We start from the raw sequence: 24827 nt of genomic DNA on the forward strand, positions 1-24827 counted from the left end.
CGCCGGGCGGTCCTCGCCCGGCGACCGCCGTCGTGCGTCAGGGCGTCCGTTCCTCCCTCGAAGGCGACGTGGATCTCACATGCGGGTAGCCGAGGATTGTGCGACTTCGGGGCTGGATAGCATCGACAGCACGTGCAGATCGAGGAAACCCCGAGGACTTGTGTTGACTACCGACCATCTTGACCGCTGGAACGCTCACGAGGCTGCGGCGGAGGCGATGATTCCGATCATCGGCAGCTTGTATCGGGACAAGGGGGTGACGATTCTGCTGCACAGCCGGTCACTGGTGAACAAGTCGGTGATCAGCATCCTGCGGACCCACCGGTTCGCGCGGCAGATCGAGGGCGAGGAACTGTCGATCGACGAGACGCTGCCCTTCCTGGAGGCGCTGCGCTCGCTCGACCTGGGCCCCAGCAAGATCGACCTGGGCCGTCTGGTGATGGCCTACCGCGCCGACGAGCGCGGCCTGTCGGTCCCCGAGTTCACCGCCGACGTGCTCGGCGAGGTGATCGACGGCAACAAGGCCGAGGCGCAGGGCCCGCGCGATGTCGTGCTGTACGGCTTCGGCCGCATCGGCCGCCTGGTGTCGCGCCTGCTCATCGAGAAGGTCGGCTCCGGCAACGGCCTGGTCCTGCGGGCCGTCGTGGTCCGCAAGGGCGGCGAGGACGACCTGGTCAAGCGCGCGTCGCTGCTGCGCCGCGACTCGGTGCACGGCCAGTTCAACGGCACCATCAAGGTCGATGCCGAGAACAGCACGATCATCGCCAACGGCAATGCCATCAAGTTCATCTACAGCAACGACCCGACCTCGATCGACTACACCGAGTACGGGATCGACAACGCCATCCTGATCGACAACACCGGCAAGTGGCGTGACCGCGCGGGCCTGGAACAGCACCTGCGCCCGGGCATCTCGAAGGTCGTGCTGACCGCGCCCGGCAAGGGTGACGTCCCGAACATCGTGCACGGCGTCAACCACCGTGAGCTGGACCTGTCGCAGACCGTCTACTCCTGCGCGTCCTGCACCACCAACGCGATCGTCCCGCCGCTGAAGGCGATGGAGGACGAGTTCGGCATCGTGCGCGGCCACGTGGAGACGGTGCACTCGTTCACCAATGACCAGAACCTGCTGGACAACTACCACAGCTCCGACCGTCGCGGCCGGTCCGCGCCGTTCAACCTGGTGCTGACCGAGACCGGCGCGCAGTCCGCGGTCAAGAAGGCCATGCCGGACTTCCAGGCCAAGATCACCGGCAGCTCGATTCGCGTTCCCACCCCGGATGTCTCGGTGGCGATCCTGAACCTGCAGCTCAAGCGCCCGACCTCGAAGGACGAGGTGCTCGAGTACCTGCGCGAGATGTCGCTGTCGGGTCCGTTGAGCCGCAACCTCGACTTCACCGCGGCCACCGACGTGGTCTCGAGTGACTTCATCGGCTCGCGCGCGGCGTCGATCGTGGACGCCAACGCCACCATCGTGGACGGCGACACCGCGATCCTCTACCTCTGGTACGACAACGAGTTCGGTTACTCGTGCCAGGTCGTGCGGACCGTGCAGTACATCTCGGGTATCGAGTACCCGACGTACCCGCGCGTGGGCGCGGAGAGCGTCGCGGTCGCGGCGGGCTAGTCCCCGGATATGACGAAGGGCCCCGGCGGTCACACCGCCGGGGCCCTTCGCTGTGTCGACTAGCTGACCGGGGTGACCGGCTGCCAGCACACCACGCGGGCGGGCTGCGGGGTCACGGTCGCGCCGGCGGGGATGGCGCACTGGTTGGTGTCGGTGGTGCCGTCGAAGCGGCCGCCGATCTGGACGGTGATGGCGGTGCCGTTCTTGGCCGCGCAGTCGATGGGCGCGATCTGGTTGACGTCGGGCTGCATGCTGTAGCAGCTGCCCACCTTGACGTTGGGGGCGAAGCACAGCGAGCTGTTGCCGTTGGTGAGCACGAAGTAGCCCGCGTCGCGCAGCTTGCCGTCGGGGCAGGTGGCGCCGTTCTTCACCGAGGCGGCCAGTTCGTAGACCGCGGTGTTGTCCTCGCAGGCGGTGGGCTTGATCTTGCCGATCTGGGCGCCGCGGTAGTCGGTGGCGGTGACGCAGTTGCCCACGGCCAGTTCGGGATCCTTGGCCGTGATGGCGCCGGACTTGGTGAGGCCCGCGACGAGGCCGAGCGCCAGGATCAGGATGCCGGCGACGGCGACGATGGTGCCCGTGTGCTTGGGCAGGCCGGAGGACGCGGTCTTGGCGGGGATGCCGCCCTCTTCCGCTGCGACGGGGGTCGTCTTCGACCGGTTGCGCAGTACGAGCCCCACGATCAGCAGGACCACGCCGGCCGCTGGGATCAGGAGGCTGCCGGCGGAGAAGCCGGAGGAGTCGGCCGAATCTCCGGCCGCAAGGATCGCGGTCGACCCGATTTGCCCAATGAACACTGTGTTTCAACCCTTCCGGTCCGGTGACGGACTCGGCAGGAAAGTACCTCGAGTGGGGTACCGGCCGGGCTGTTTTTAAATGAACTTGTTTCCGATTTTTTCGGAGTGCGCTCACCGATGTGCGGGACCACCTCGGTGGTCCCGCACATCCCCGGTCAGTGGCAGTCGTGCTTGAACGACAGCCGCTCCGACCAGCGCTGCGAGTTCGGATCGTAGGCCTGGATGTAGGAGTCGTCGCCGCCCGTGCAGGGCGCGTGGAAGCCCGACTTCGGATCCCACATATTCGTCTGGTAGCCGAACGAGGCGCCCGCGTAGCCGTTGTGCGGCCCGGCCTTCACCGTGTACGTGGCCAGCCGCGTGCCGTTGTTCCGGTTCACGATCAGCGTGACGGTCCCATTGTTGAAGTGATCGCCGTTGATCTTGAACTGCGCTCCGGCATCCGAGACCGCGGTGCACACGTCGCCGTCGCATTTGTTGCCCGCGGTGTAGGTGGTCAGCCAGATGTTCAGCGACGCCTTGCGGGCGGCCGCCGCGGCATTGTCGTCCTTGGCCTGCTGCCGCACGGCCGGGGTGACGCAGACGACGTCACCGTTGTAGGCCTCCCGCCAGACGTAGCCGTTCACACAGGTATTGGGCCCGTACGCGCCGCCGCCCGCCTTCCGGGACGCGGCCGCGGCATTGTCGGCGCGCGCCTGGTCCCGGGTGCCGGGGCTGACGCACACGTGGTCGGCCGCGTTGGCCTCCCGCCACACGTAGCCTTCCTGACAGGTGTCGGGCCCATAGTCGCCGCCCGCGTTGGCGACGGTGAGACTGCCGAACAAACCGAAACTGGCGGAACCGACGACGGCCGCTGCGAGTGCGGCACGGGCGGCGGTACGGGCGTGGGTGGCGATCATCGGTGCGGTTCCTTCGTATTCGAGAAGTGGAATGCACCGAGAATGCGGGCGGCTACCAACGAACGACCAACGACAAACTCATCGCCGCGAACGGCCGGTGGCCAGCAACAACGGACCCGCCGGAGGGGAGCGGGCGAACCGGCTGGAATTGGTTGCGGTGGTACGGGATCCGAAGTGACGGGTGCCCTGACGACCGGCGCCGCGCAGCGATGGCTGCACGGCGCGTTGGCACGGTCGGTGGGTGGTGGGCCGGAGTAGCTGGTCCGGCCCACCGGAACGGCCAGGGATCAGTGTGTTTCGCCCGCGGCCTCGGCCAGCCAGTTGCGCAGCCAGACCGTGGCGGTGGTGCCGTTGCTGTCGACGACGTACCGCGGATAGGACTGGTGCACGCCCGAGTCCAGGAAGTCCTGGACCTGCTTGATCCACTGCTCACTCGCCGGGTGGTCGCCCGGCGCGTTGAGAATGGCGGTGCCGCCCTGGACCAGGGCCTCGGTCAGAATCGACTGGAAGGTCAGCACATAGCTGGGGATCTGCACCGGGTCCTGGGCGGTGAGCTGGGTGAGCAGCCCGGCCGAACGGCCCGCCAGGTCGTCGGTGGGGACCGAGCAGTACAGGTCACCCGCCGCGCAGAAGGTGCGGACCCGCGGGCTGAGCCAGCCGAAGCCGCCGGCCCGCGCGCCGCCCGCGCCGGTGCCGGCCACGTGCGGGCCGATCAGGGCGTCGGTGGGGGAGCGGCGCGGATCGGAGACCAGTCCGACGGCGGCCACCCGGTCGGGCGAGACGACGCCGAGGCCGGTGCCGATCTCGGAGGCCAGGTCGCCCGCCGCGTCCGCGCCCTGGCTGTAGCCGATGAGCGCGAAACGCGTTGCCGCGCACCGGGCGGCCATGGCGGAGATGAGTCCGCGTGCATTGCTCACGGCCTCGTGCTTGGAGCGGCCGTAGACCTCGCCGTCCCAGGGGAAGGCGGTCGCCGGATAACTGACGTAGTCGGTGCGCACCGAGCCGGGCAGGCCGCGCGTGACTTGGGCGAGCATGCCCTGTTTCGGATCGTCGACCGATGTTTCCCAGGTGCCGGGGACGGCGATCACATTGAGGTTGGGGCAGTCCGCGGGCGCGGCCTGCGCGCCGGGTGTGCCGGTGGCCGTGAGGATTCCGGCCGCGGTCGCCACCGCCGCGAGCGCGCTGCTCGCGGTTCTGAAGGCTCGTGTAACTCGAAAAGACAAGGTTCGCACCCCTTGTTCGAATCGTTCGGACGATTTCTCCACCGCTTGGTCGGTGCCGGGGCGGCACGTCGAGCAGAACATACCAAAGGTGGGGGCCGGTCTCGAGACTGATTGCGCGGGAAACGCCGAGAACCGGACGGATGGGATAATTGACACACGTTCTATTTGCTCGGCGTGGCGGCGCGCGGGCGGAAATCCAATTCCATTGTGCCGCGCCGATTTCACCGCGGTTAAATTCGCGGACCGATAGCTGATTCCTCATTGCTATCAATCGACGCGCCGCCCGGCCGGTGCGACTCCGGCCTGATCATGTGGGAGTATTCCGTTCGGGAGAAGTTCTGGCAGTGGTCACGGACGCAGAGCCGTCGATTCGCTACAGGGCAGGAGGGAACCGGCGGATATGACTATCCGGGTAACGAATATCGGGGAACATCAGGACATCGTGCTGCCCACATTCGGTGACGTGTTGCGGCGGTTGCGGGATCGACGCGGGCTTTCCCGGGAGCGGCTGGCATTCTCGGCCGGGGTCAGCGCCAGTTATGTCACACAGCTGGAGAAGGGCGGGAAAGCCAAGCCCACCCAGGCCGTGGTCGACGCGCTCGTCCGATGCATGAATCAGCGGGACCCGTTGTCGGACACCGAGCGTCGATATCTCTACGATTTGGCCGGACTCACCGGCGCCGGATATCCGACGGTCGCGGAGTTGAAGAGATCGATCAGTGCCGACGCGCTGCGCATGCTCGCCATGCACCGGCCCAAGCTGGCGGCGTTCTACGACACCCGCGGCAATGTGCTAGCCGGGAACATCGAATGGGCGCAGGCGTTTCCGGGGCTGGCCGAGAACGGGAATCTGTATCGGTGGATGTTCGCCGATCCGGCGGCCCGGCGGGTGCTGGCCGATTGGGAGGCCGATGTGCGGCAGTCGGTGAGCTGGCTGCGCGGAAGTGTCGGGTCGCTGAGCGATCCCACCGTATTCGGCGATCTCATGCGCGAGCTCGGCGAGTTCGCGGAGTTCCGGCGCTTCTGGTCCTCCGGCGATGTCGGGTTCGCTCCACCCGTGCGGACCATGCGATTGCGTGATCGGGGCACGGGCGAGCTGAAGCTGTACCGGATCCAGGTGGGCATGCTGGATTCCGTGGCGTATCCCGGCCACATCGTCGCCACGGTCGGACTACCCACCGGTGCGGGCTAGCGGGTCGAAATGCGCGGCGGCAGATCACCGTGCCGTTCCCAGCAGTGGGCGGGAGTTCACCTTGCCACGCAATGGATCTCGCGAATCTGAACGCGTCGACTGTGCGGCCATCGGTGTAGTCGAGCGGCTCATCCGCCGGAACAGGCCAGACCGGTTTCGTAGGCGTAGACGATCATTTGGGCGTGATCGCGGAGGTCGTGCTTCGGCCTACTGCCTGGCTGCGGGGCCGTTGTCGGTGCGGTGCAGGACCCAGGTGCTGCGACCGGCGGCCTTGGCGCGGTACAGGCCGACATCGGCGGCGTCCAACAGCTTCTCGGCATTCGCGCCGGCAACCGGGGTGACAACGGCGCCTATGCTGGCCGACAGGGACAGCAGATCGCCGGGACCAACGGGAATCGGGTCTCGCAGCGTCGCAAGCATGGTCTCGGCGGCCGCGTGGGCCGTGTCTTCGTCGCAGGGCGGTGCGAGCAGCGCGACGAACTCGTCTCCTCCGATGCGGGCCAGCGCGATCGTCGGCGAGGTCAGTGTCGCGTCGAGCCTGCGGCCGACCTCGGTCAACACGATGTCTCCCGCGCGGTGGCCGTAAGTGTCGTTGATCATCTTGAACGCGTCGAGATCGAAGAAGCACAAACCGATGTGATCGGTGGGACTGGCCGCCGCGACAATGACCTCCAACTTTTCGAGCAGGCAATGACGATTCGGCAGACCCGTCAACGGATCGTGACGGGCCTCCCACCACAGTTTCTGCTGCATAGCCCGCCGTTCGGTGATGTCCTCCCCGACGGCGAGCACGCGCACATCACGTCCGTCCGCGTCGTGCACCAGCGTCATCGTCCATGAACCCCAGCAGACGCTGCCGTCAGGGCGACGGAAGCGAGCTTCCAAGTGCGCGGTGCCGCGTCCGCACTCGAGTAAACCGACGACCGTGTGACGGAGCTTGTCGCGGTCGTCGGGATGCATCAAGTCCAGAGCGGATGTCCCCGGCAGATCCTCCTGGTTGATCCCGACCATCCGGGCCGTCGTGAGATTGGCCTCGAGCGTGATGCCGTAGCTGTCGTAGAGCGCGATAGCCACCGCGGCGTTGTCGAATACCGCGCGAAAGCGTTGCTCGGCGGCCTTCTCGCTGCGGGCATGGACGTCCAGCAGCTCGCTGGTGTAGCCGCGACCCAGTTCTCCCAACAGCGCGCCGAACCGCTGTGTTCGATCCGACCGCTCTGATCTCTCCAGCAAACCGGCCAGCATCGCCGCGGTCGAGGTCATCATGGTGGGAACCGTCAGCTTCGACCGGACCATCTCGACCCCGACTCGGTATGCGGGCGACGGGTCGAACGACTCGGCCGACAAGGCAGCGTCCAGGGTGACGATCCATCGCGTCGTCGTCCGGCGGATGTCGTGCGGCACAGATGTGGACACGCCACCGCAATCGACCAGCGCCGCCGACCAGACCCGTGCCATCTCGGCAAACTCACGACCGCCCATCCGTGAGGACCCTCCTCCATCGCCGGGCCATCGAGGTCCAGCACTTCTCTCCCCACTCGCTAACAATGAGCATACGAAAGAACCGCTGCGGCCGTGGCCGTGCCGACCGCAACCGGCCGAGGATGGCGCCGCCCACAGCGGGCCGCGGCGGCCGACGGGGCTAGGCCATTGGGAAGGTACTGGTCACCCGACATCTCCGGCACGGCTTCGCGGTGACCTCGCTCGGAACAAGCGTGAGCGTGGGGCCGGTGGTAGTCCCCTGGATGGACGACGAGCCGGCAGAGCCCGACTACTCGGAGTCTTTGAGGTCGTGTGCGACCTGAGTCAGGAACACGGTCACCGCTTGGACGTCGGCAGGGGTGAGCAGCTCCTGTTCGGGGCTCTTCTTCACGAACCGCATTTTCGCACTCCATAGCCCATCCTGGACGTGGACTTCCGTCCAAGACGGCAGCGGCGCTCCCACCCACGCCTTCCCCTCGAAGCCGGGAACCGACGGGTAGGCCGTGGGTATGCCGTCGATTGTTCCGTCGTCTATCCGCTTGTTGTGCACATTGAACGAGCCGATCAGGTCGCGTCCAGCGTGGCGGCCGTCGCAGATGGTCCCCCAACCGACAATGCCGCCTTCCTCCAAGGTGAGGGTCTCCACCGCTGCGTCGGTCATCAGCAGCGAGCTCTGGAGAAATGACTGGTAACGAGCACAGAGCTGCGCGCCGTCATAGTGGGACGGCTGCGTGAAATGGCTCGATGGACCGGAGAACCAGGAGCAGCCGGCCGCTCCGACCAGCGCCGAAACGACCAGGATGGCACCGCGTTTGGTTCGCGTCGTGGATGCTCGCCGCTGCCGCCGTTGCGGTGGTGCCACCCCACGCCGACGTGCTGCCCCGATGAGTCCCTCTGGGCGACTCCGCAATCCAGCCCACGCCCGCAACCTCATAACCAGCCCCCCGAAACGTCGAACACCGCTCCCCGCGGCTCGCCGATCCGGATCCTAGCCGTCGCACCACAATCCAGTCATCCGACAAACCCCAGCCGAGCGCGTGCCACTGTTCCTTGAACCAGCACTGAGCGCAGACCACTGCGTTCTGAGTCGGTGCGAGGTGACTGTCATCGCGCGACCACGGTCGAGGGCCTGAGAAGAGAAACAAGCTTCAGCGGAAGCTGGAGCTCGCGGTGGACACGACGGTGCCCGATGGTCAGTAAGGCCAGCGTGCCGATCGGATAGTCGTCAACACGGTGTTTCTGCTGGTCGACGGACTATGAGGGTGGCCCGATCCGTACTGCTGGACAAGGAATTTCGGAACATCTGCGATTACACCGCTCTGGCCACCCACTCCGGCCTGACGGTCGCCGTCCGAACACCAGACTGTGCACGCAGCCTTGCCGCTCTGATCGACTTCACCCAGACTGGCAGCGGCCAGCTCCTAGACGCTAGGCCGGGCTCGGGCCCACGGTGACCGGGGGTGCCGCCGAGCCGGGCTGCTGAACGCGATGCGGGCGGGCTAGAGGGTGGAGCTACCGGTACTGCTGAACAGTCGATCCAGCTCTCCACAGCCCGGCTGGGATGTCGGCTGGGCAGGTGGGGAGCCGGGCAGGGCCGGCTGAACGTCCACTGTGAGGGTTTGGGTGGTTTTGCTGTCCTTGGCCGTGATGACGTGGCTGCCGGCTGTCGACGGGATCCAGTTCACCCGTGCGACCGGGGCGGTCCCGACCTCAGGACTGCCGCCGTGTCCCCCGCTACCGCCGATGCACTGGCCGTTGTCGTAGAAGGTCACCCAATCCGATCCGGTCCCGACGAGCGCCACGGAGAAACCGTATTTGGTTCCGACGTAATAGGTTTGAACACCCTGATCGGCGAGTATGTGGAAATTGACCATATCGGCGGATGCGGCGGGCACCGCGGTCGTCAAGGCGGCCGTGGTGGCGGCTATGGCGGTGAGGCCCCAGCCGATTCGGCGGGAGAGGCGGTCGTGCGCGGTCATCGTTCTCCTGTTGCGGGTTCCCCGCGGTGGGGTCGCCGAACCCTATCCACCCAACGAATGAAACACGTCAACTTCACTATGGTGGGCCTGCCCCGACTTTCAGGGGCAGAGGTGTTCGAACCGGAACCACCCCGAGCTCGATAACGTTCCAGCGAAACGGATTCGGGGGTCTTGTGCATCCTCCCGGAATCCGGCGCTAACGCAGTGACACCCGTGGGTGACCTGGTGAGACTCGTCATCGAGATGTCAGTACCGGAATGTCAGTAGAACCCGCCTCGTGATCGCCTGGTCATGATCGAATGCCACACGGCGCGCGCTCGATCATGTTGCGAGCCAACAGGTTTGGAAGACGTGGGCTGGTGGTCGATGCTGCGGATCGGAGCGTGCTGATTGGTTGCCGGCCAGCGAAACCTGACCACGGAAGCCTTGACTTGCCGCGACCGGTTTGCTGTCCGGCATCGCGCTGGACAGGGCCGGTGTGTCGCGGTCAGTTGGCATTGAGGCCGTGTGTCCGCGAGAGGAGCGCGTTCTTGAAGTGCGATTCAGCCGTGTCGACCTCGGTCGTTGGGGTGCTGGGGCCGAACACTCGCAGCAGGCTGAAGACGTAATGCCGGGCATGCTGTGGGTCGGCCTTGGTCAGCGCTCGCAACTCTCGGTTCCCCCCGTGCCCGTCGGTTGCATACTGGCGCCAGCGGCCCAGGATGTTCTCGCCGCCGTCGGCCTTGCCGACGTAGTGCTTGCCGGTGCTGGTGTCTGCGATCAGGTAGATGCCTTGCACCGATCCGAGGGCGGTCTGCCAGGCGGCGTATCGCGGGTCAGCGACCACCTTCTGGAGTTCGGCGTGCGTCAATACGAAGCTGTCGTAACCCAGGAAGGGCACGGCGCTGCGGTCAGCAATCTCGAGCACCGGCATCTTCTCGGCGGCGCTGCCCCATTTCGCCCAGTTGATCGGGTCCCGTCCCCAGTCGATCTGGAGCCGACCACACAGCCCGGACAGTGCGTCACTCTCGGTCAGGTCGTAGGCCCGCATCAGCGGGTTCGGGTGAGGCGCTTCGCCGTGGTTGTCGTAGACGACTTCCAAACGGCATCGGGTCTTGCTGTCCGCGAGGAACACCACCCAAACCGGGGGCGGGTTCTTGAAGAACTTGCCGCCGTTCTTCAACTGCTCGCGGGTGTAGCTGCGGATGCCCTTGGGCGACAGGTCCGTGGGACTGTGTTCGCTGTAGAGCGAGTGCCGGATCAGTACCACGTCGGCGGGGTCCAGCCCAGCTGCAGCCAGGATGTGGCCCAGTGTTAGATCGCCCACACGGGTTATCGTCATGCCGCCGACCGTAGCGGCCCCGATTCTTCTTGCCCAACGATAAGGGCACCCGCTGACATCACCAGATGCTCGGAAGCCGGAGCTCACCCCGTCGTCCTCGAATCGGTCGACCAGCGCCCGCAATATCGGGATCTGCTGCAGGACAGGGTTTGTCGGCGAGCTGCTCGTGCAGCATGTCGTTACCGCTGCGGCCGGCGCCAGAACCGGGCGTCTCCGTGCGAACCGGCACATCCACCCGGCAGATCGCTCGGACGAACGATTTCGAGGCCGACTGTCCGGCGTTCGTGCGACTCTCCAGTTCATGCCGCACGGACGCAATGCCGACCTCGCCGTCGTCGCGGAGAAAAGGGCCCGAATCCGTGATCCACATGTCGCTGCCTTGAACACCTTGGCCGACCGGATTGCCGACGCCGAAGGCCTTCCGCACGGCCACGTTCCCTACGTCGATCCCGACCAGGGTGGGATCGGTGCGCGCGTGTTGGTGCTGCTCGACAACCCTTCCACGAAGGCTGAGTCGGGGACGGGGTCTGGTCTGCTGAGCCTCGACAACAATGATCGAACCGCCCGCAACTGTCGAGAGGCCTACGCCCGCCACCGGATTGGATGGTCGCAGGTGGTGCACTGGAACGTTGTCCCGTTCCCGGTGGCGGGAGCCAAGAACGGCGGATCCACCCTTGCCGAGCGGGCCCGGGCGGTGCCGTGGACCCGCGCGTTCGTCGAGCTGTGTCCGAACCTCGAGATGGTGCTGCTGTTGGGCGCGGCCGCGCGCGACGGATGGGAACGCGCGGGAATCCGCCGCGACCTGTACGTCCTGCCGGGCAAGATTCCGCACTGCTCGGCTCGAGGACTGAACTCCGCCGGAGGCCGCGGCCGGTTCGAGGCTGCGATCGCGGAGGTCTCCCAGCGCCTCACACGCTGATACCCGTGCTTGCCCGTGGCCCGGTTTCGATGGCAGGCATTGGCACGGATCGGAGGTTCATCGATGGCCGCGTATCCGGTCGCACTGTGCGCAGGGTCCCCCGTCCTGGGTCAGAAGGCGTTGAAGGACTGCAGAATCTGGTCGAGGTCGTCAGCCACGTCGTGCCGTTGTGTGTGCCGATGGGTGGCGCCAGAACCACAGCGACGGACTCCGAGGCGATTCCGCCACGCAGTGCGTCCTTGCGCAGCATCGAAGGCTGGGCATCATTCGCCGGCGCGGACTGGGTATTTCGGCGCAAACTAGCTGATCGGGGTCAGGATCACGACCGGGATCTCGCGTTCGGCCCACGCCTGATAGGTGTCGAAGTCGGCGTAGGCCTCCACCAGTCGCGGCCAGAGCCGGGCGCGCTGCTCGGCGTCGGCGGTGTGGGCGCGCACCGCGAATCGGTCGCGGCCGATCTGGATGTGGGTGTCCGGGTTCGCGCACAGGTTGCGGTACCACTGCGGGTGTTTCGGCAGCCCGCCCTGCGAGGCCACCACGATGGTGTCCGCGCCGTCGCCGATGTAGAGCAGCGGGACCGTGTAGACGGTGCCGGACTTGCGGCCGCGGTGCTCGAGCAGCAGCGTCGGCACCGGTTTGCGGAAGCCCGCGCCGATGCGCCATTTCCCGCCGATCCGGCCGCCGGTGCGGCGGTAGATCCAGACCTGGGCTCTGCCGGTGTATTTGAAGATCTTCGGCAGGACCGGGGAGTCGAGTTGCGGGGGCCGCGGCGGGATCGTGGTCATAGGCTTCCTTTCACGCACCACGACCATACAGTGATCACCATGTGTATGGTCAAGGGTGCGGGGTAACCTCGGACGGCCGAATCGTGAGCGAAGGAGGACGGTCCGGTGCGCACGCATGGCTGGTCCGGAGCGGCCCCCGCTGACGACGCGGAGGCCGTCGACCGCATCGTCGCCGCGGCCCGCCGCGCCATCGACCGCTCCGGCGACGAGTTCAGCATCGCCGAGGTGGCCCGCGACCTCGGCGTCACCCGGCAGACGGTGTACCGCTATTTCCCCAGTGCCGAAGCGCTTCTGACGGCGACGGCCATCGCGCAGACCGAGCATTTCCTCGATGTGCTGTCCGCGCGGCTGGTCGAGATTCGCGATCCGGCGACCGCGGTCGTGGAGGGCATCGCCTACACCCTGGAACGTCTGCCGGAGGAGAAGTATCTCGGCCTGCTGCTGCGTCCGGGTCGGGCCAGCGCGTTCTCGGCGGGTGTAACCTCCGATACCGCACAGGCTTTCGGTCGATCGCTCCTGGAACGGTTCTCGGTGGATTGGGCCGCGGCCGGTATTTCCGACACCGCCCTGGACGAACTCGTCGAGCACATGTTGCGCATCGTCCAGTCGTTCGTCATCGATCCGGGCCGTCCGCCGCGTCGCGGTGCCGAGCTGCGCGCCTATCTCTCGACCTGGGTCGGGCCCGCGCTGACATAGGGAAACCCCGGGGCCTAGCCTGCCCCGGGGTTTCGGTGTCCGCCCAATTGCGGCACGCCGACACGTTTAAGAACGGGTCTGAGTCTGAAGTTAACGTGACGCTCTGCGATTGAGCTACGGCCCATTGGTGGCTGAGCCGGCAGGAGTTGAACCTGCAACCTTCACGCTGACAAACCGTTCCCTCGATTCGGCGTTCGGCGGAGAATACTGAAACTGGAGCGATAGTGTGAGTTTGAAGGCGCGGTGCCTCTGCCGGTTGGGCTATCCCGCCGTGGAGATGGCGGGAGGAGGATTCGAACCTCCACTGGGCCGCTGTGCCTGTCACAGTGAACTTCTGTTTCAGCTTGCGCTCCTTGCGCATTGCCGACTCTAGCCGCCCGCGCGGGGATCAGCCAAACAAATATCCGAAGACCTCACCGCCCAGTTTGCGCTGGGTGATCTCGTCATTGTTGGCCTCCTCGCGCGCGAATTTGACTGCGTGCTGAAGCTTTTCGACGCGTTCGGTGAGCTCGTTGACACGCTTGGCGGGCAGCGCGCCCGAGAATCGGATGGTGCGCCAGTAACCGACCACCACATCCTCGTGATACACCTCGACCTGCGCCGGATGCTTCTCCGTCGCTTCTGCTTTCACGTGGTTGCGCGGAATCTTCTTGGTGCGCACCGTCTGTACCGGCTCGGTGGCGTAGCAGTCGGCGGCCGAGTCGTACTCCCACGACTCCGCAGCGTCCAGGACCGGCAGTTTGCGCACGAAGGTGTGCAGGTCCACCAGCTGCTTCTCCAGGAACAGCAGGTAGGTGATGGGCGCGTCGGCGATCAGCGTGCGGCCGTCGACCACCACGTCGGCGCGGGCGGCGCAGTTGGCCCAGTCCTTGGTCGCGACGACGTCGAACAGTTTGGTCAGGATGTCCGCCGTGGCCTGCAGGACCTCCTCGGATCGCACCTGGACGCGCGTCGACTCGGGCGGCAGCTGCTCGCCCTCCTCGTCCTTGGGTCGGTAGGTGCGCGAAATGCCGCTCAGCAGCGGGTTTTTGGCCAGCTTGTGATGGGCTTCGGTGAGGTCGGAGAAGGTGCGGGACTTGATCCCTTTCTCGACGGCGACAATCTGATTCAAACGAGTCATTGCGGCACTGTATCGACGCATCCGGGTTGGCGGCCACGGGTTTTCGGCTCGCCGGTGGTGGGGGACACCGTGGGGCGTCGACTGCCGGTCGACGGCGTGGCCGCTGTTCCGGCCGTGCACCGAGGGCCGCTCTCCTTCGACGGCGATCGCCGCTCGCTCACGCCGGGCGGGTCCCTCCGAGCGCGCGTCCAGCGCCGATTCCCGCGCGCGACGTCGAAGCCGCGCTCAGCCTCGAATCCGGCGTGCGGTAGAAAAGGTGTGGCGTCGTGGGAGGCATATCCGCCGATGCCGCCGCCGAGGGACTTCGTGCGGTCATCACATCTGAACGGAGAGGCTGTTTCATGGCGACCTCGGAAGCGCGCGCCCAGATCGGCGTGACCGGCCTGGCGGTCATGGGTAGCAATATCGCCCGCAACTTCGCCCGGCACGGCTACACCGTGGCCCTGCACAACCGCAGCATCGGCAAGACCGACGCCCTGCTCGCCGAGCACGGCGGTGACGGCGACTTCGTGCGCACCGAGACCGTCGAGGAGTTCGTGGCCGCGCTGGAGAAGCCGCGCCGCGTGCTGATCATGGTGAAGGCCGGCGACGCCACCGACGCCGTCATCGAGGAACTCGCCGACGCGATGGAGCCCGGCGACATCATCATCGACGGCGGCAACGCCCTCTACACCGACACCATCCGCCGTGAGGCGGCCATGAAGGCGCGCGGCCTGAACTTCGTCGGCGCCGGCATCTCCGGTGGTGAGGAGGGCGCGCTGAACGGCCCCGCCATCATGCCGGGCGGCCCGAAGGAGTCCTACGAGTCGCTGGGCCCGCTGCTGGAATCGATCGCCGCCCAGGTCGACGGCGTCCCCTGCTGCACCCACATCGGCCCCGACGGTTCCGGCCACTTCGTGAAGATGGTGCACAACGGCATCGAGTACGCCGACATGCAGCTCATCGGCGAGGCCTACAACCTGTTCCGCGACGCGCTGGGCTTCGACGCCAAGCAGATCGCCGACGTCTTCACCCAGTGGAACTCCGGTGACCTGGAGAGCTACCTGGTCGAGATCACCGCCGAGGTCCTCAACCAGGTCGACGCCAAGACCGGCAAGCCGCTGGTCGACGTGATCGTCGACGCCGCCGAGCAGAAGGGCACCGGCCGCTGGACCGTCAAGTCCGCGCTCGACCTCGGCATCCCCGTGACCGGTATCGCCGAGGCCGTCTTCGCCCGCGCGCTGTCCGGCTCCCGCACCCAGCGCGCCGCCGCCAAGGGCCTCGCCTCCGGCGTCCTCGGCGAGAAGCCCACGGATGTCGCCGAATTCACCGAGGCCATCCGCCAGGCCCTCTACGCCTCCAAGATCGTCGCCTACGCCCAGGGCTTCGACCAGATCGCCGCCGGCTCCGCCGAATACAACTGGGACCTGCACCCCGGCGACCTGGCCACCATCTGGCGCGGCGGCTGCATCATCCGCGCCCGCTTCCTCAACCGCATCAAGGAAGCCTACGAAGCCGACCCGGCTCTCCCGTCGCTGATCCTCGCCCCGTACTTCCGCGAGGCCATCGAGACGGCCATCGACAGCTGGCGGCGAGTGGTCGTCGTCGCGACTCAGCTCGGCATCCCGGTCCCGGCCTTCGCTTCGTCGCTGTCCTACTACGACGGCCTCCGCGCCGAGCGTCTCCCCGCCGCCCTGACCCAGGGCCAGCGCGACTTCTTCGGCGCCCACACCTACGAGCGCATCGACGCCGAAGGCAAGTACCACACCCTGTGGAGCGGCGACCGCAGCGAAGTCCCCGCGTAATTCGCGGCAGGACAACCGGTCTCACCTGAAAGGCGGGGCAGGCGCCACCTCGGCGCCTGCCCCGCCTTCTCGTTCAGTACGCCCGTAGAAGTACGGGGGAGTGGCGGGTGTGTGTCAGAGGGGCAGGCACAACAACAGGACTATTCGGTCGGGGTGGGTTTCGCATTGGATCGGGCCTACCTGGACGCTGTATTCGCGGATCACGCCCGAGTTGGGGTTGCGGAGGCGGAGGGTGCGGACGGGCGGGGTGAAGTCGACGGTGCCCTCGGACCAGTAGTGGCGGAAGTGGGGGTAGCGGGCCAGCTCGGAGACCAGGGTGGTGAGGGCGGGGTCGTCGGGGAGGCGGCCGACGGTCATGCGGAGCCATTGGACGTAGAGGCGGACCTCGGATTGCCAGTCGGGTTCAACGAGTTTGGCTACCGGGTTGCCGAAGAGCCAGTGGAAGATATTGCGGTCCTCGCGGAGACCGGGGAAGGCGGCATACCAGGCGTCATTGGCGTCGAGGACGTCGCCGCACGGGGCGATGTAGGCGGCGAGGGCGGGGTCGAACAGCGCCAGCGCCTCGCGTTGGTCGAGCGTGAGGGAGTCGTACAGATCCTGGGAGGTGGGGGCGTCGTCCACGCGCAGGCCGGCCAGGTCGAAGAGGTGGCGGCGGTCGGTGGGGGTCAGGGGCGCCTTGACGTCGAGGCAACGCAGGAGGGCCTCGACCACGGACCGGGTGGGGTTGCCGCGTTCGCCCTTCTCCAGCAGCGCGACGTAGCTGGCGCTGACGCCGGCCGAATACGCCAGGTGTTCGCGGGAGTAGCCGCGTTCGTCGCGGAGCCGGCGTAAGGCCCGGCCGAAGCTGGGAATCGAGATGTCATCCGCCAGCCGGTCGCCGTCTCCGGTCACCGATGCCCGCCTTCCCACTGCCTGCTCGTCGCCGATTCCCGCTCGCAGTCACCGACGAGCAACCCATAACGGGATGCTGCCACACAACTCGTTTCGCGACGATCAGGCGTTGGATCCTGTTTGTGTGTGTTGCAGCGCTTGTGGCGGCGGTGCCGCGCGTGCTAATCGCGCTTACCACACCCCGTCGCGATGGGGTACTGGGAAAGTGCTGGGTATCGCCATGGAGTCGGCGCATAATGCGGCTTCGGCTCTCGTCGGGACCTGGTGGGCCGCACTACTTTTCGAGGCGTCTTCAAATTCGTTCTCGAAAGGTAGAAACACATGTGGGCTCTGGTTCTCGCCGCGGTCGGTCTGATGACGGGTAGCGCGGTGGCCGCGGGTGCGGCGGGTAGCGCGGGATCACTGGCCGGGAATATCTGACCGGTCAGGGCTGCGGGTCCGCGGCCATCGCGTCGCGGACCGAACTCTCCTGTGCGCCACGGAATGTCGGCTCAGGGTGCAGGAGAATGGAATAGACGGCCTTGGTGTCGGCCAATTGTTCGCGCAGCCAATTCTGGCGATAGACCATGGTGTGCGGCATGGTGTCGTCACCGACCGCGACCGTGTCGATCCCGGCCGCGCGGCACAGCGCGATGGTGCGGGGCAGACTGAAATCCTGGGTGACCGCGATGGCGGAGGTGACGCCGAAGATGTCGTGGGCGCGCACGCACGATTCGTGGGTGCTGAATCCGGCGTAGTCGAGCGCGATCTTGGCGGCGGGCACGCCCTGTTCGATCAGGTAGGCGCGCATGGCGGTCGGCTCGTCGTAGGTGGAGCGGCCGTTGTCGCCGGTGAGCAGCAGCGCCTTCACCTTCCCGGCCGCGAGCAGCTGCCGGCCCAGGTCCAGGCGGGCCTTCAGATAGTCCGACGGCTTCCCGTTCGCCTTGACCTCCGCGCCGAGCACGATGGCGACATCGGCGGACGGAGCGGTCGCCACGCTGTACTCGTACTTCCGGTGCGCCAGCCGGATCCACAGATCCGACGCGAGCACCACCGTGAACCCCAGCACCGCGATCACGGCGCAGATCTTCACGACCCGCCGCAGCGGCAACCACGTGGCGACCCGGCTGCGGGCGGAGCGGAGAGCGGAACGCAACGGCATGGTGGCCAGTGTGCCGGAACTCCCCGCGCCGATCGAACGACTTTTCGCCCGCGTCGCGCCCGGCTCAGACCGGCCGCACGCCGATCATCGGCAGCACCGTGCGCCGTGCGAACTCGCGTGCCGCGGTCTCGTCGGTCAGCGGGATCAGCCCGTCCGGCGTCAGCACCAGCGACTGCCCCAGCCGCGCGAAGATCTCCGCCACCAGATCGGCGTCGAAGTCCGGCACATCCCCGGAAGCCTGTAGCGCGCGCAGTTTCTCGGCCAGATAGCTGCGCCCGACCGCGAGCACCGGCCCGGCCTCGGTGGTCAGCCGCGGCAGGATGGTGTCGGGTTCGGTGCGCAGCAGCCGCCGCAGCAGCTTGTTGTTGGCGAGCTGAATGATGAACGCCGCGAATACCTCGACCAGCTGAGCCTGCCCGGACTTGCCGACCGCGGCGCGGCGCACGCGTTCGTCGATCTCGGCGATGAACAGCTGCGCCTCGCGTACACCGACCGCGGCGACCAGATCGTTCTTGGATTCGAATCGCCGGTACAGGGTGGCGGGACTGATCCCGGCGCGACGGGCGATCTCCCCCATGCTGGTTCGCTTGATCCCGAAGTCCAGGAACGCCGACAGCGCGCTTTCGAGTAGCTGTTCGCCCTCGCTCCGCGGCTTCTCGAGAATGCGTTGCAGGATGGTGGGAACGGACGGCATCGAGACTCCAGTCGATCGGGTGGACGACCCCGCGACAGCGCGGTGAACGGCCGAGGCGCGGTAGCGCACAGGCCGATCCGAAAGTATCTCATTGCCGCGGGGAAGCCGTTCGTACCCCGTCCGATCAGTGAACGCCCGGTCCGGTCAGCGGACGTCGAGGGCGGCCATTTCGCTCTCGATGGCGTTGGCCGCGAAATCGATGCCGCTGGAACGCAGTTCGTGGACTCGGCGTTGCAACGCCTCGAAACCCCCTGGCTGCGCGGCGATGTCGGCCACGCTGATGCGCTGTCGGTGCATACCGTCGTGCTTGTACGACACCGTGAAACCTCCTGCTAGCCCCGAGCGCGCACCCGGCTAGCGGCTGCACAGCGCGGGCCGCCGGGAACGCATCCGCCGATGCTAGCAGCGTACTGACTGGTCACTTGTTCAGTGTGGGGCTTCTCACACGCCCCCTTCAGTCACACCTCTTGACCCTGCCGATGCAGCGCCGAGTTGTGCAGGTATGCGGCCGCATTCAGGCGAATGTGATCGCGCTCGGCCTCGCTCAGCTCCCGGCGCACCTTGCCCGGGACGCCCGCCACCAGCGACCCCGGCGGGATCTGCGCACCCTCCGGCACCAGCGCGTTGGCCGCGATCAGGCTGCCCTCGCCGATCACCGCGCCGTTGAGCACCGTCGCGCCCATCCCGATCAGCACGTCGTCGCCGACCGTGCAGCCGTGCAGAATCGCGTTGTGCCCGACCGAGACACCCTCGCCCACGGTGCACGGGAAGCCGGGATCGGCGTGCAGCACGCAGCCGTCCTGGATATTGCTGCGCGCGCCCACGGTGATCTGGTCCATGTCCCCGCGCAGCACCGCCGAATACCAGACGCTCACTTCGCCTTCCAGCCGCACCCGGCCGGCCACGGTGGCGTTGGGCGCGATCCACGCGGTCTCGTCGATCTGCGGCGCGTGCTCACCCAGCTGAATCCTCATGGGGCGAACTTAGCGGCGGAACAGGGCGCGGTGGGCCGCGGGGGTGGTGCCCAGCAGCCGGTGGAAGTGATGGCGCAGATTGACGCCGGTGCCCAGACCGGAATCGGCGGCGACGCGATCCATCGTGTCGTCGGTCGATTCCAGCAGCAGCCGGGCGTGATCGACACGCTGCTGCAGCAGCCACTGCTGCGGGCTGGCGCCGGTGCGGTCGCGGAATCGCCGGGTGAAGGTGCGCCGCGACATGAGCGCCGTACGCGCCCAGCCGTCCAGGTCCACCGGCTCGTCGAGATGGGTGCGGGCCCACACCATGGCGTGCTCGATCGGATCCTCGTCCACCGACTCCGGCACCGCGACCGGAATGTACTGCGCCTGTGAGCCACTGCGATGCGGAGCCAGGACGAGGCTGCGCGCCAGCTCGGCCGCCATCCGGCTGCCGTGATCGGTGCGCACCAGATGCAGGCAGCAGTCGAGCGCCGCGGCCGTGCCGGCGGAGGTGATCAGGTCGCCGTCGTCGGTCCACAATCGGTCGGCCCGCACCCGCACCGCCGGATAGGCGCGGGCCAGCTCGGTGGCCGCCGACCAGTGCGTGGTGATCTCGCGTCCGTCGGCCAGGCCGCTGGCCGCCACCGCCCACGCGCCCAGGCACAGGCCCACGATCCGCGCGCCGCGAGCGTGCGCCCGGTGCAGGGCCTCGCGAACCGGTTCGGGCAGTGGGCGATCGCGGTCCCACGCGGGGATGACGAAGGTGTCGGCGGTCTCGGCCGCCTCCAGGCCGTGGCCGACGACGATGTCGAATCCCGCGGGCGTGGCGAAGGTTCCGGGCCGCTCGGCGCACACCACCACGCGGTAGGGGCTGTGGTCGGGGCCGCCCGCGCCGATCCGGCCGAACACCAGGGTGGGGACCGACAGGTGGAAGGGGCTGATCCCGTCGTGCGCCAGAACGGCGACGGTGTGCTCGGCACTCATGGCCCGATCTTATCGATACGCGGCCTTCGGGCCACTGTCGGCGCTGGGCCCCGACGACGAAACTCGAAGCCATGACGAACAAGATCGACACCGCGGGCGCCCTCGAGATCCTCCACATCGGCGGTCCCACCGTGCGTTTCGGCTACGGCGACCTGACCTTCCTGACCGACCCCACCTTCGACGAGCCCGGCAACTACCCCGGCCCGGTCACCCTCTACAAGCTCGCCGGACCCGCCGTCCCGGTCGCGGAGATCGGCCCGATCGACGTGGTGCTGCTCTCGCACGACCAGCACGCCGACAACCTCGACGCCGCCGGTCGCGCGCTGCTGCCGAGCGTCGAGCACGTGCTGTCGACCCCCGACGCCGCCGAGCGCATGGAAGGCGTTCGGGGACTCGCGAACTGGGAGTCGACGCGGATCGGCGCGGTGACCGTCACCGGCGTGCCCGCGCTGCACGGACCGGAGGGCTGCGAGCCGCTCACCGGTGTGGTCACCGGGTTCGTCCTGCAGGCCGACGGACTGCCGACCGTATACGTCTCCGGCGACAACGCCTCGGTCGAGAACGTGCAGCGGATCGCGGAACGCTTCGGGCGCATCGACATCGCCATCCTCAATGTGGGCGCGGCGAACGTCGACCGGTTCGGTGATCTGGACCTGACCCTCAACGGCCGCACCGCCGCCAAGGCCTCCCTCGCGCTGGGTGACGCGCTGATCGTGCCGGTGCACGCCGAGGGCTGGGCGCACTTCTCCGAGCACCTCGACTACCTGACCCACCGCTTCATGCTCGCGGGACAGACCGACCGCCTGCGCATCCCGAGCCCGGGCGAGACCCTGACCCTCGAACTCCCCGCCGCGGTGGCCCGCTGACAGCGGCCGCCGAATTCGGGCCGTGGCGCTGATGGCGGCGCGGCCCCGGCCGGGGAACTATGGCGGTATGAGAATCGGGGTTCCACGGGAGGTCAAGGAGCAGGAGTACCGCGTCGCCCTCACCCCGGCCGGCGCCGGGGAACTGGTGCGGGGCGGCCACGAGGTGCTGATCGAGGCCGGAGCGGGCATCGGGTCCGGCTTCCACGATGCCGACTACCTCGAGGCGGGCGCCCGCACCGCGCCCACCGCCGACGACGTCTGGGACGCGGCCGAACTGGTGCTGAAGGTGAAAGAGCCCATCGCCGAGGAGTATCCGCGCATGCGGGCGGGGCAGGTGCTGTTCACCTTCCTGCACCTGGCCGCCTCCCGCGCATGCACCGACGCCATCCTCCGCTCGGGCATCACCGCCATCGCCTACGAGACCGTGCGCGCCGCGGACGGCACCCTGCCGTTGCTCGCGCCCATGAGCGAGGTGGCGGGCAAGCTCGGCGCCATGGTCGGGGCGTATCACCTGATGGCGCCGCAGGGCGGGTCCGGACTGCTGCTCGGCGGGGTGCCGGGCGTGCGGCCCGCGGACACGGTGGTGCTGGGTGGGGGCGTGGCGGGCGCCAACGCGGCGACCGTCGCGCTCGGCATGGGGGCGCGGGTCACGGTGCTGGACACCAATATCGCGCGCCTGCGGGAACTCGACGCCCGGTTCGGCGGGCGGATCACCACAATCGGATCGAATACCGCCGAGGTCGAGAAGGCCGTGCTGGTCGCCGATCTGGTGATCGGGTCGGTGCTGGTGCCGGGTGCGCGGGCCCCGAAACTGGTGCCCGACAGTCTGGTCGCGCGGATGCGGTCCGGCGCGGTGCTGGTCGACATCGCCATCGATCAGGGCGGCTGCTTCGAGAGCTCGCATCCGACCACGCACGCGAAACCGACGTTCCACGTGGCGGACACGCTGTTCTACTGCGTCGCGAACATGCCGGGCGCGGTCCCGCACACGTCCACGGTGGCGCTCACCAATGTGACGCTGCCGTACGTGCGCGCCATCGCGAATCTCGGCTGGGCGGGCGCGTGCGCCGCGGATCCCGGTCTCGGGCAGGGGCTCACGGCCGACGCCGGGCGGCTCTACTCGCCGGAGGTGGCGGCCGCGCACGGTCTGGGGCCGGCGACGTACACCTCGTCCTGACCACGGTGGCGGGCCCGCGACCGGGTGAATCCGGTTGCGGGCCCGCGGTATCCGTCGCTCAGGACTCGGACGAGCCCAGCGCCCAGTCCGGTCCCGCGCCGTCGGCGGGGAGGTCGCGCAGCTTGTCCGGGTTGCGCACCACGTCGATCTTGGTGATCCGGCCCTCGTCGATGGTGAACGAGAAGACGCCGGTGTTCTTGCCGTCGAACACCACCAGGCCGGGCCGGCCGTTGACCAGCACCGGGCGACCCCACGCGCCGCCGATCTTCGACGCGAACTCCAGGAACCCGAGCAGCGTCGCGGCGACCTTGTCCGCGCCGTGCATCGGATGCAGGAACGCCTGCACCTTGCCGCCGCCGTCGGAGGTGAAGGTGACATTGGTGTCGAGCACGCCCAGCAGCGCGCTCAGGTCGCCGGAACGCCACGCCACCGCGAACGCCGACACCACCTTCTCGTGCTCGTCGGCACTGGCGGGGAAGCGGGGGGTGCCGTTCTCCACGTGTTTGCGGGCGCGCGAAGCCAATTGGCGCACCGCGGCCGGGGTGCGGCCCACGACTTCGGCCACCTCGGGGCCGGTCATGCCGAAGACGTCCTGCAGTACGAACGCGGTCCGCTCGGCGGGCGACAGCGATTCCAGCACCACCAGCAGGGCGGTGGTGACCCGCTCGTCCTGGGAGACGCGGTCGGCCGGGTCGTCCCAGGTGGTGACCTCCGGCTCCGGAAGCCATTCGCCCACATACTGTTCGCGCCGCGCCCGCGCCGATCCCAGATAGTCGAGGGCCAGCCGCCCGGTGACGGTGGTCAGCCAGGCGCGCAGGTTCTCGATCCGCGCGTCCTCCGGGCTGGTCTCGTAGTACCGGACCAGCCGCAGCCATGCCTCCTGCACCACGTCGTCGGCGTCGCTGAGACTGCCGAGGGTGCTGTACGCGACCCGCCGCAGATAGCCGCGATGCTCCTCGAACTGCCGTGCCAGCTCGGCCTGGTCGGGCCCGTTCCGTCCGTCGCCACTCATCGCAACCCTCGCCTTCGCTCACGCCCGCCCGATGGGGCGGACCGTCTACAGCACCGACGAATCGAGTCCGCGGACTGTGACATTCCCATGTCAGAACATAGCGAAGGGAGACCGACCGGTCGGAGCATCGCAAGGCGCGCCCGGCCACCGAAGCGGGATCCCGTCCGCGTCCGCGGCCTGTGCGGTCAGCGCCGGCGCAGGTACGCGGCCGTGGCGGCGGCCACCGCGGTGGCGAGCTGAACGGCTTCCGAGAGCCGCACCGCGCGCCGCAGATCGGGAACCCGGGGGACCGGGCCGTCACCGAGGGTGGGCCGCATCTCGATCCCGTGCCGGTACTCGGTGCGGCCGCCGAGCGTCACGCCCAGCGCGCCCGCCATGGAGGCTTCCGCCACACCGGCATTAGGGCTCGGATGCTTGCCCGCATCACGACGCCAGGCCCGCCAGGCGGCGGCGGGACGGCCCCCGATCACCGGCGCGAGGGCGGTCGTGAGCAGGCCGCTCACCCGGGCGGGCGCGAGATTGGCGACGTCATCGGTTCGCGCGGCGGCCCAACCGAACCGCTCGTAGCGCTCGTTGCGATAGCCGACCATCGCGTCGAGGGTATTGATGGCCCGGTAGGCCAGCAGCCCGGGAACGCCCGCCACCGCGCCCCAGAACAGCGGCGCGACCGTCGCGTCCGAGGTGTTCTCCGCGATCGATTCCAGCGCCGCGCGAGCCAGCCCGTCGGCGTCGAGCGCCTCTGGATCGCGGCCGCACAGCGATGGCAGCAAGGCCCGCGCGCCCTCGATGTCCCCGGACTCGAGGCGATCGGCCATGTCCCGCCCGGTCTTCGCCAGCGTGGTCCCGCCCAGTACGGTCCAGGCCGCGGCCGCGGTGAGCGCCAGCTCTGCGAGCGCGCGCACCGGAGTCAGATCTTCGCGACCGCCCTTGCGCGGCCGCGTAATCCAGGATCCCGCCGGACCTCGCCCCGACACCGCGCGTCCCAGCCCGATACCCAACCCGGTGACCGCGCCGACCAACACAACCTCGTGCGCCACCCCGGCCGCCCGGGTGTCCCGATAGGTGACCTGCTCCACCCGCATTGCCGCCGAACCGAATCCGGCCACCGGATGCCCGCGCCGAGGATCGCCGAGCACCCGATCCATGCCGAACCCGATCAGCAGCCCGGCAGCGGTAGCAGTCCCCTTACGCACTCGGCGAGGTTAGCCGAGCGGTCGAACGAGCCCGGTCGCGCCCGCAGGTGCTGCGACGGTCGGCGGGCAACCGGGCGCGCCTGTCCAGCTTCCGG

The 24827-nt window shown here is 68.0% G+C and carries 24 protein-coding genes; 7 read left to right on the forward strand and 17 right to left on the reverse strand.

Features of this window, described 5'->3' with window-relative positions; all coding sequences use genetic code 11:
• Nucleotides 1-163 precede the first annotated feature (163 nt).
• Complete coding sequence (locus ABZ382_RS31755; RefSeq protein ID WP_357096767.1) at nt 164-1627, forward strand: glyceraldehyde-3-phosphate dehydrogenase; 1464 nt, start codon at nt 164-166, stop codon at nt 1625-1627.
• Nucleotides 1628-1686: 59 nt separating this feature from the next.
• On the opposite strand, the gene ABZ382_RS31760 is transcribed toward ABZ382_RS31755, so the two are convergent.
• From ABZ382_RS31760 to ABZ382_RS31770, 3 genes are all read right to left on the reverse strand, one after another.
• Nucleotides 1687-2424 (reverse strand): hypothetical protein, encoded by a 738-nt coding sequence (locus ABZ382_RS31760; RefSeq protein ID WP_357096770.1) that lies wholly within the window; start codon nt 2422-2424, stop codon nt 1687-1689.
• A gap of 155 nt (nt 2425-2579) precedes the next feature.
• Entirely contained in the window at nt 2580-3320 is a 741-nt protein-coding gene (locus tag ABZ382_RS31765; RefSeq protein ID WP_357096773.1) for a hypothetical protein, read from the reverse strand.
• Nucleotides 3321-3607: 287 nt separating this feature from the next.
• Nucleotides 3608-4543 (reverse strand): cutinase family protein, encoded by a 936-nt coding sequence (locus ABZ382_RS31770; protein ID WP_357096776.1) that lies wholly within the window; start codon nt 4541-4543, stop codon nt 3608-3610.
• 400 nt (nt 4544-4943) lie between these two features.
• Between ABZ382_RS31770 and ABZ382_RS31775 the strand changes: the two genes are divergently transcribed.
• On the forward strand, nt 4944-5735 hold the full coding sequence (locus tag ABZ382_RS31775; RefSeq protein ID WP_357096779.1) for a helix-turn-helix domain-containing protein: 792 nt from the start codon (nt 4944-4946) through the stop codon (nt 5733-5735).
• Between the two features lie 207 nt (nt 5736-5942).
• Here the strand turns inward: ABZ382_RS31775 and ABZ382_RS31780 are convergent, their stop codons facing one another.
• The 4 genes from ABZ382_RS31780 to ABZ382_RS31795 all read right to left on the reverse strand — a co-directional run bounded on the left by ABZ382_RS31780 (nt 5943) and on the right by ABZ382_RS31795 (nt 10514).
• Complete coding sequence (locus ABZ382_RS31780) at nt 5943-7214, reverse strand: sensor domain-containing diguanylate cyclase (protein ID WP_357096782.1); 1272 nt, start codon at nt 7212-7214, stop codon at nt 5943-5945.
• A gap of 289 nt (nt 7215-7503) precedes the next feature.
• Nucleotides 7504-7875 carry a hypothetical protein gene (locus ABZ382_RS31785; protein ID WP_357096784.1) on the reverse strand — a complete coding sequence of 124 codons (372 nt, stop codon included), beginning with the start codon at nt 7873-7875 and terminating at the stop codon, nt 7504-7506.
• Nucleotides 7876-8713: 838 nt separating this feature from the next.
• Nucleotides 8714-9193, reverse strand: a complete 480-nt coding sequence (locus ABZ382_RS31790; RefSeq protein WP_357096787.1) for a hypothetical protein — start codon at nt 9191-9193, stop codon at nt 8714-8716.
• Nucleotides 9194-9680: 487 nt separating this feature from the next.
• Nucleotides 9681-10514, reverse strand: coding sequence for a GIY-YIG nuclease family protein (locus tag ABZ382_RS31795; protein WP_357096790.1), 834 nt, complete (start codon nt 10512-10514; stop codon nt 9681-9683).
• Between the two features lie 301 nt (nt 10515-10815).
• Here ABZ382_RS31795 and ABZ382_RS31800 point away from each other — a divergent pair, with 301 nt between their 5' ends.
• Nucleotides 10816-11433 carry a uracil-DNA glycosylase gene (locus tag ABZ382_RS31800; protein WP_357096794.1) on the forward strand — a complete coding sequence of 206 codons (618 nt, stop codon included), beginning with the start codon at nt 10816-10818 and terminating at the stop codon, nt 11431-11433.
• A gap of 299 nt (nt 11434-11732) precedes the next feature.
• Here the strand turns inward: ABZ382_RS31800 and ABZ382_RS31805 are convergent, their stop codons facing one another.
• Nucleotides 11733-12218: a nitroreductase family deazaflavin-dependent oxidoreductase gene (locus ABZ382_RS31805; RefSeq protein ID WP_357096797.1), complete on the reverse strand. Its 486-nt coding sequence runs from the start codon at nt 12216-12218 to the stop codon at nt 11733-11735.
• A gap of 105 nt (nt 12219-12323) precedes the next feature.
• Between ABZ382_RS31805 and ABZ382_RS31810 the strand changes: the two genes are divergently transcribed.
• Complete coding sequence (locus ABZ382_RS31810) at nt 12324-12914, forward strand: TetR/AcrR family transcriptional regulator (RefSeq protein WP_357096800.1); 591 nt, start codon at nt 12324-12326, stop codon at nt 12912-12914.
• Nucleotides 12915-13302: 388 nt separating this feature from the next.
• Here the strand turns inward: ABZ382_RS31810 and ABZ382_RS31815 are convergent, their stop codons facing one another.
• The gene (locus tag ABZ382_RS31815; protein ID WP_357096802.1) at nt 13303-14034 is read right to left on the reverse strand and encodes a hypothetical protein; all 732 of its coding nucleotides are present in this window, start codon (nt 14032-14034) and stop codon (nt 13303-13305) included.
• 341 nt (nt 14035-14375) lie between these two features.
• Between ABZ382_RS31815 and gndA the strand changes: the two genes are divergently transcribed.
• Entirely contained in the window at nt 14376-15818 is a 1443-nt protein-coding gene (gene gndA, locus ABZ382_RS31820) for an NADP-dependent phosphogluconate dehydrogenase (RefSeq protein ID WP_357096804.1), read from the forward strand.
• Nucleotides 15819-15932: 114 nt separating this feature from the next.
• Here gndA and ABZ382_RS31825 read toward each other — a convergent pair whose 3' ends face one another.
• From ABZ382_RS31825 to ABZ382_RS31850, 6 genes are all read right to left on the reverse strand, one after another.
• Nucleotides 15933-16709: a helix-turn-helix transcriptional regulator gene (locus ABZ382_RS31825; protein WP_357096807.1), complete on the reverse strand. Its 777-nt coding sequence runs from the start codon at nt 16707-16709 to the stop codon at nt 15933-15935.
• 424 nt (nt 16710-17133) lie between these two features.
• Nucleotides 17134-17850 carry an ElyC/SanA/YdcF family protein gene (locus tag ABZ382_RS31830; RefSeq protein ID WP_357096810.1) on the reverse strand — a complete coding sequence of 239 codons (717 nt, stop codon included), beginning with the start codon at nt 17848-17850 and terminating at the stop codon, nt 17134-17136.
• Nucleotides 17851-17914: 64 nt separating this feature from the next.
• Nucleotides 17915-18544, reverse strand: coding sequence for a TetR/AcrR family transcriptional regulator (locus ABZ382_RS31835; protein ID WP_357096813.1), 630 nt, complete (start codon nt 18542-18544; stop codon nt 17915-17917).
• A gap of 144 nt (nt 18545-18688) precedes the next feature.
• Entirely contained in the window at nt 18689-18862 is a 174-nt protein-coding gene (locus ABZ382_RS31840; RefSeq protein ID WP_213560258.1) for a hypothetical protein, read from the reverse strand.
• A gap of 140 nt (nt 18863-19002) precedes the next feature.
• Nucleotides 19003-19518 (reverse strand): gamma carbonic anhydrase family protein, encoded by a 516-nt coding sequence (locus tag ABZ382_RS31845; protein WP_357096816.1) that lies wholly within the window; start codon nt 19516-19518, stop codon nt 19003-19005.
• 9 nt (nt 19519-19527) lie between these two features.
• A complete protein-coding gene (locus ABZ382_RS31850; RefSeq protein ID WP_357096819.1) occupies nt 19528-20484 on the reverse strand; it encodes a helix-turn-helix domain-containing protein in 957 nt (318 codons plus the stop codon).
• A 71-nt stretch (nt 20485-20555) separates the two neighbouring features.
• On the opposite strand from ABZ382_RS31850, the gene ABZ382_RS31855 reads away from it, so the two are divergent.
• Both ABZ382_RS31855 and ald read left to right on the forward strand, forming a co-directional pair.
• The gene (locus ABZ382_RS31855) at nt 20556-21350 is read left to right on the forward strand and encodes an MBL fold metallo-hydrolase (RefSeq protein WP_357096822.1); all 795 of its coding nucleotides are present in this window, start codon (nt 20556-20558) and stop codon (nt 21348-21350) included.
• A 67-nt stretch (nt 21351-21417) separates the two neighbouring features.
• Nucleotides 21418-22527: an alanine dehydrogenase gene (gene ald / locus ABZ382_RS31860; protein WP_357096826.1), complete on the forward strand. Its 1110-nt coding sequence runs from the start codon at nt 21418-21420 to the stop codon at nt 22525-22527.
• Nucleotides 22528-22585: 58 nt separating this feature from the next.
• Here the strand turns inward: ald and sigJ are convergent, their stop codons facing one another.
• Together sigJ and ABZ382_RS31870 are read right to left on the reverse strand one after the other, a co-directional pair.
• Nucleotides 22586-23539 carry an RNA polymerase sigma factor SigJ gene (gene sigJ, locus ABZ382_RS31865; RefSeq protein WP_357096829.1) on the reverse strand — a complete coding sequence of 318 codons (954 nt, stop codon included), beginning with the start codon at nt 23537-23539 and terminating at the stop codon, nt 22586-22588.
• A 185-nt stretch (nt 23540-23724) separates the two neighbouring features.
• Nucleotides 23725-24732, reverse strand: coding sequence for a cobalamin biosynthesis protein (locus ABZ382_RS31870; protein ID WP_357096831.1), 1008 nt, complete (start codon nt 24730-24732; stop codon nt 23725-23727).
• Nucleotides 24733-24827: the final 95 nt, after the last annotated feature.

Origin of the sequence: Nocardia sp. NPDC005825 (assembly GCF_040630175.1) — a bacterium.
GTDB lineage: Bacteria > Actinomycetota > Actinomycetes > Mycobacteriales > Mycobacteriaceae > Nocardia.

What these genes read in the sequence shown, in the direction of transcription:
- ABZ382_RS31835 (WP_357096813.1), bottom strand. Translation starts at nt 18,544, where the DNA reads ATGCCGTCCGTTCCCACCATCCTGCAACGCATTCTCGAGAAGCCGCGG.
- gndA (WP_357096804.1), top strand. Translation starts at nt 14,376, where the DNA reads ATGGCGACCTCGGAAGCGCGCGCCCAGATCGGCGTGACCGGCCTGGCG.
- ABZ382_RS31845 (WP_357096816.1), bottom strand. Translation starts at nt 19,518, where the DNA reads ATGAGGATTCAGCTGGGTGAGCACGCGCCGCAGATCGACGAGACCGCG.
- ABZ382_RS31800 (WP_357096794.1), top strand. Translation starts at nt 10,816, where the DNA reads ATGCCGCACGGACGCAATGCCGACCTCGCCGTCGTCGCGGAGAAAAGG.
- ABZ382_RS31850 (WP_357096819.1), bottom strand. Translation starts at nt 20,484, where the DNA reads ATGAGTGCCGAGCACACCGTCGCCGTTCTGGCGCACGACGGGATCAGC.
- ABZ382_RS31855 (WP_357096822.1), top strand. Translation starts at nt 20,556, where the DNA reads ATGACGAACAAGATCGACACCGCGGGCGCCCTCGAGATCCTCCACATC.
- ABZ382_RS31780 (WP_357096782.1), bottom strand. Translation starts at nt 7,214, where the DNA reads ATGGGCGGTCGTGAGTTTGCCGAGATGGCACGGGTCTGGTCGGCGGCG.
- ABZ382_RS31830 (WP_357096810.1), bottom strand. Translation starts at nt 17,850, where the DNA reads ATGCCGTTGCGTTCCGCTCTCCGCTCCGCCCGCAGCCGGGTCGCCACG.
- ABZ382_RS31815 (WP_357096802.1), bottom strand. Translation starts at nt 14,034, where the DNA reads ATGACTCGTTTGAATCAGATTGTCGCCGTCGAGAAAGGGATCAAGTCC.
- ABZ382_RS31795 (WP_357096790.1), bottom strand. Translation starts at nt 10,514, where the DNA reads ATGACGATAACCCGTGTGGGCGATCTAACACTGGGCCACATCCTGGCT.
- ABZ382_RS31775 (WP_357096779.1), top strand. Translation starts at nt 4,944, where the DNA reads ATGACTATCCGGGTAACGAATATCGGGGAACATCAGGACATCGTGCTG.
- ABZ382_RS31785 (WP_357096784.1), bottom strand. Translation starts at nt 7,875, where the DNA reads ATGACCGACGCAGCGGTGGAGACCCTCACCTTGGAGGAAGGCGGCATT.
- ABZ382_RS31790 (WP_357096787.1), bottom strand. Translation starts at nt 9,193, where the DNA reads ATGACCGCGCACGACCGCCTCTCCCGCCGAATCGGCTGGGGCCTCACC.
- sigJ (WP_357096829.1), bottom strand. Translation starts at nt 23,539, where the DNA reads ATGAGTGGCGACGGACGGAACGGGCCCGACCAGGCCGAGCTGGCACGG.
- ald (WP_357096826.1), top strand. Translation starts at nt 21,418, where the DNA reads ATGAGAATCGGGGTTCCACGGGAGGTCAAGGAGCAGGAGTACCGCGTC.
- ABZ382_RS31765 (WP_357096773.1), bottom strand. Translation starts at nt 3,320, where the DNA reads ATGATCGCCACCCACGCCCGTACCGCCGCCCGTGCCGCACTCGCAGCG.
- ABZ382_RS31805 (WP_357096797.1), bottom strand. Translation starts at nt 12,218, where the DNA reads ATGACCACGATCCCGCCGCGGCCCCCGCAACTCGACTCCCCGGTCCTG.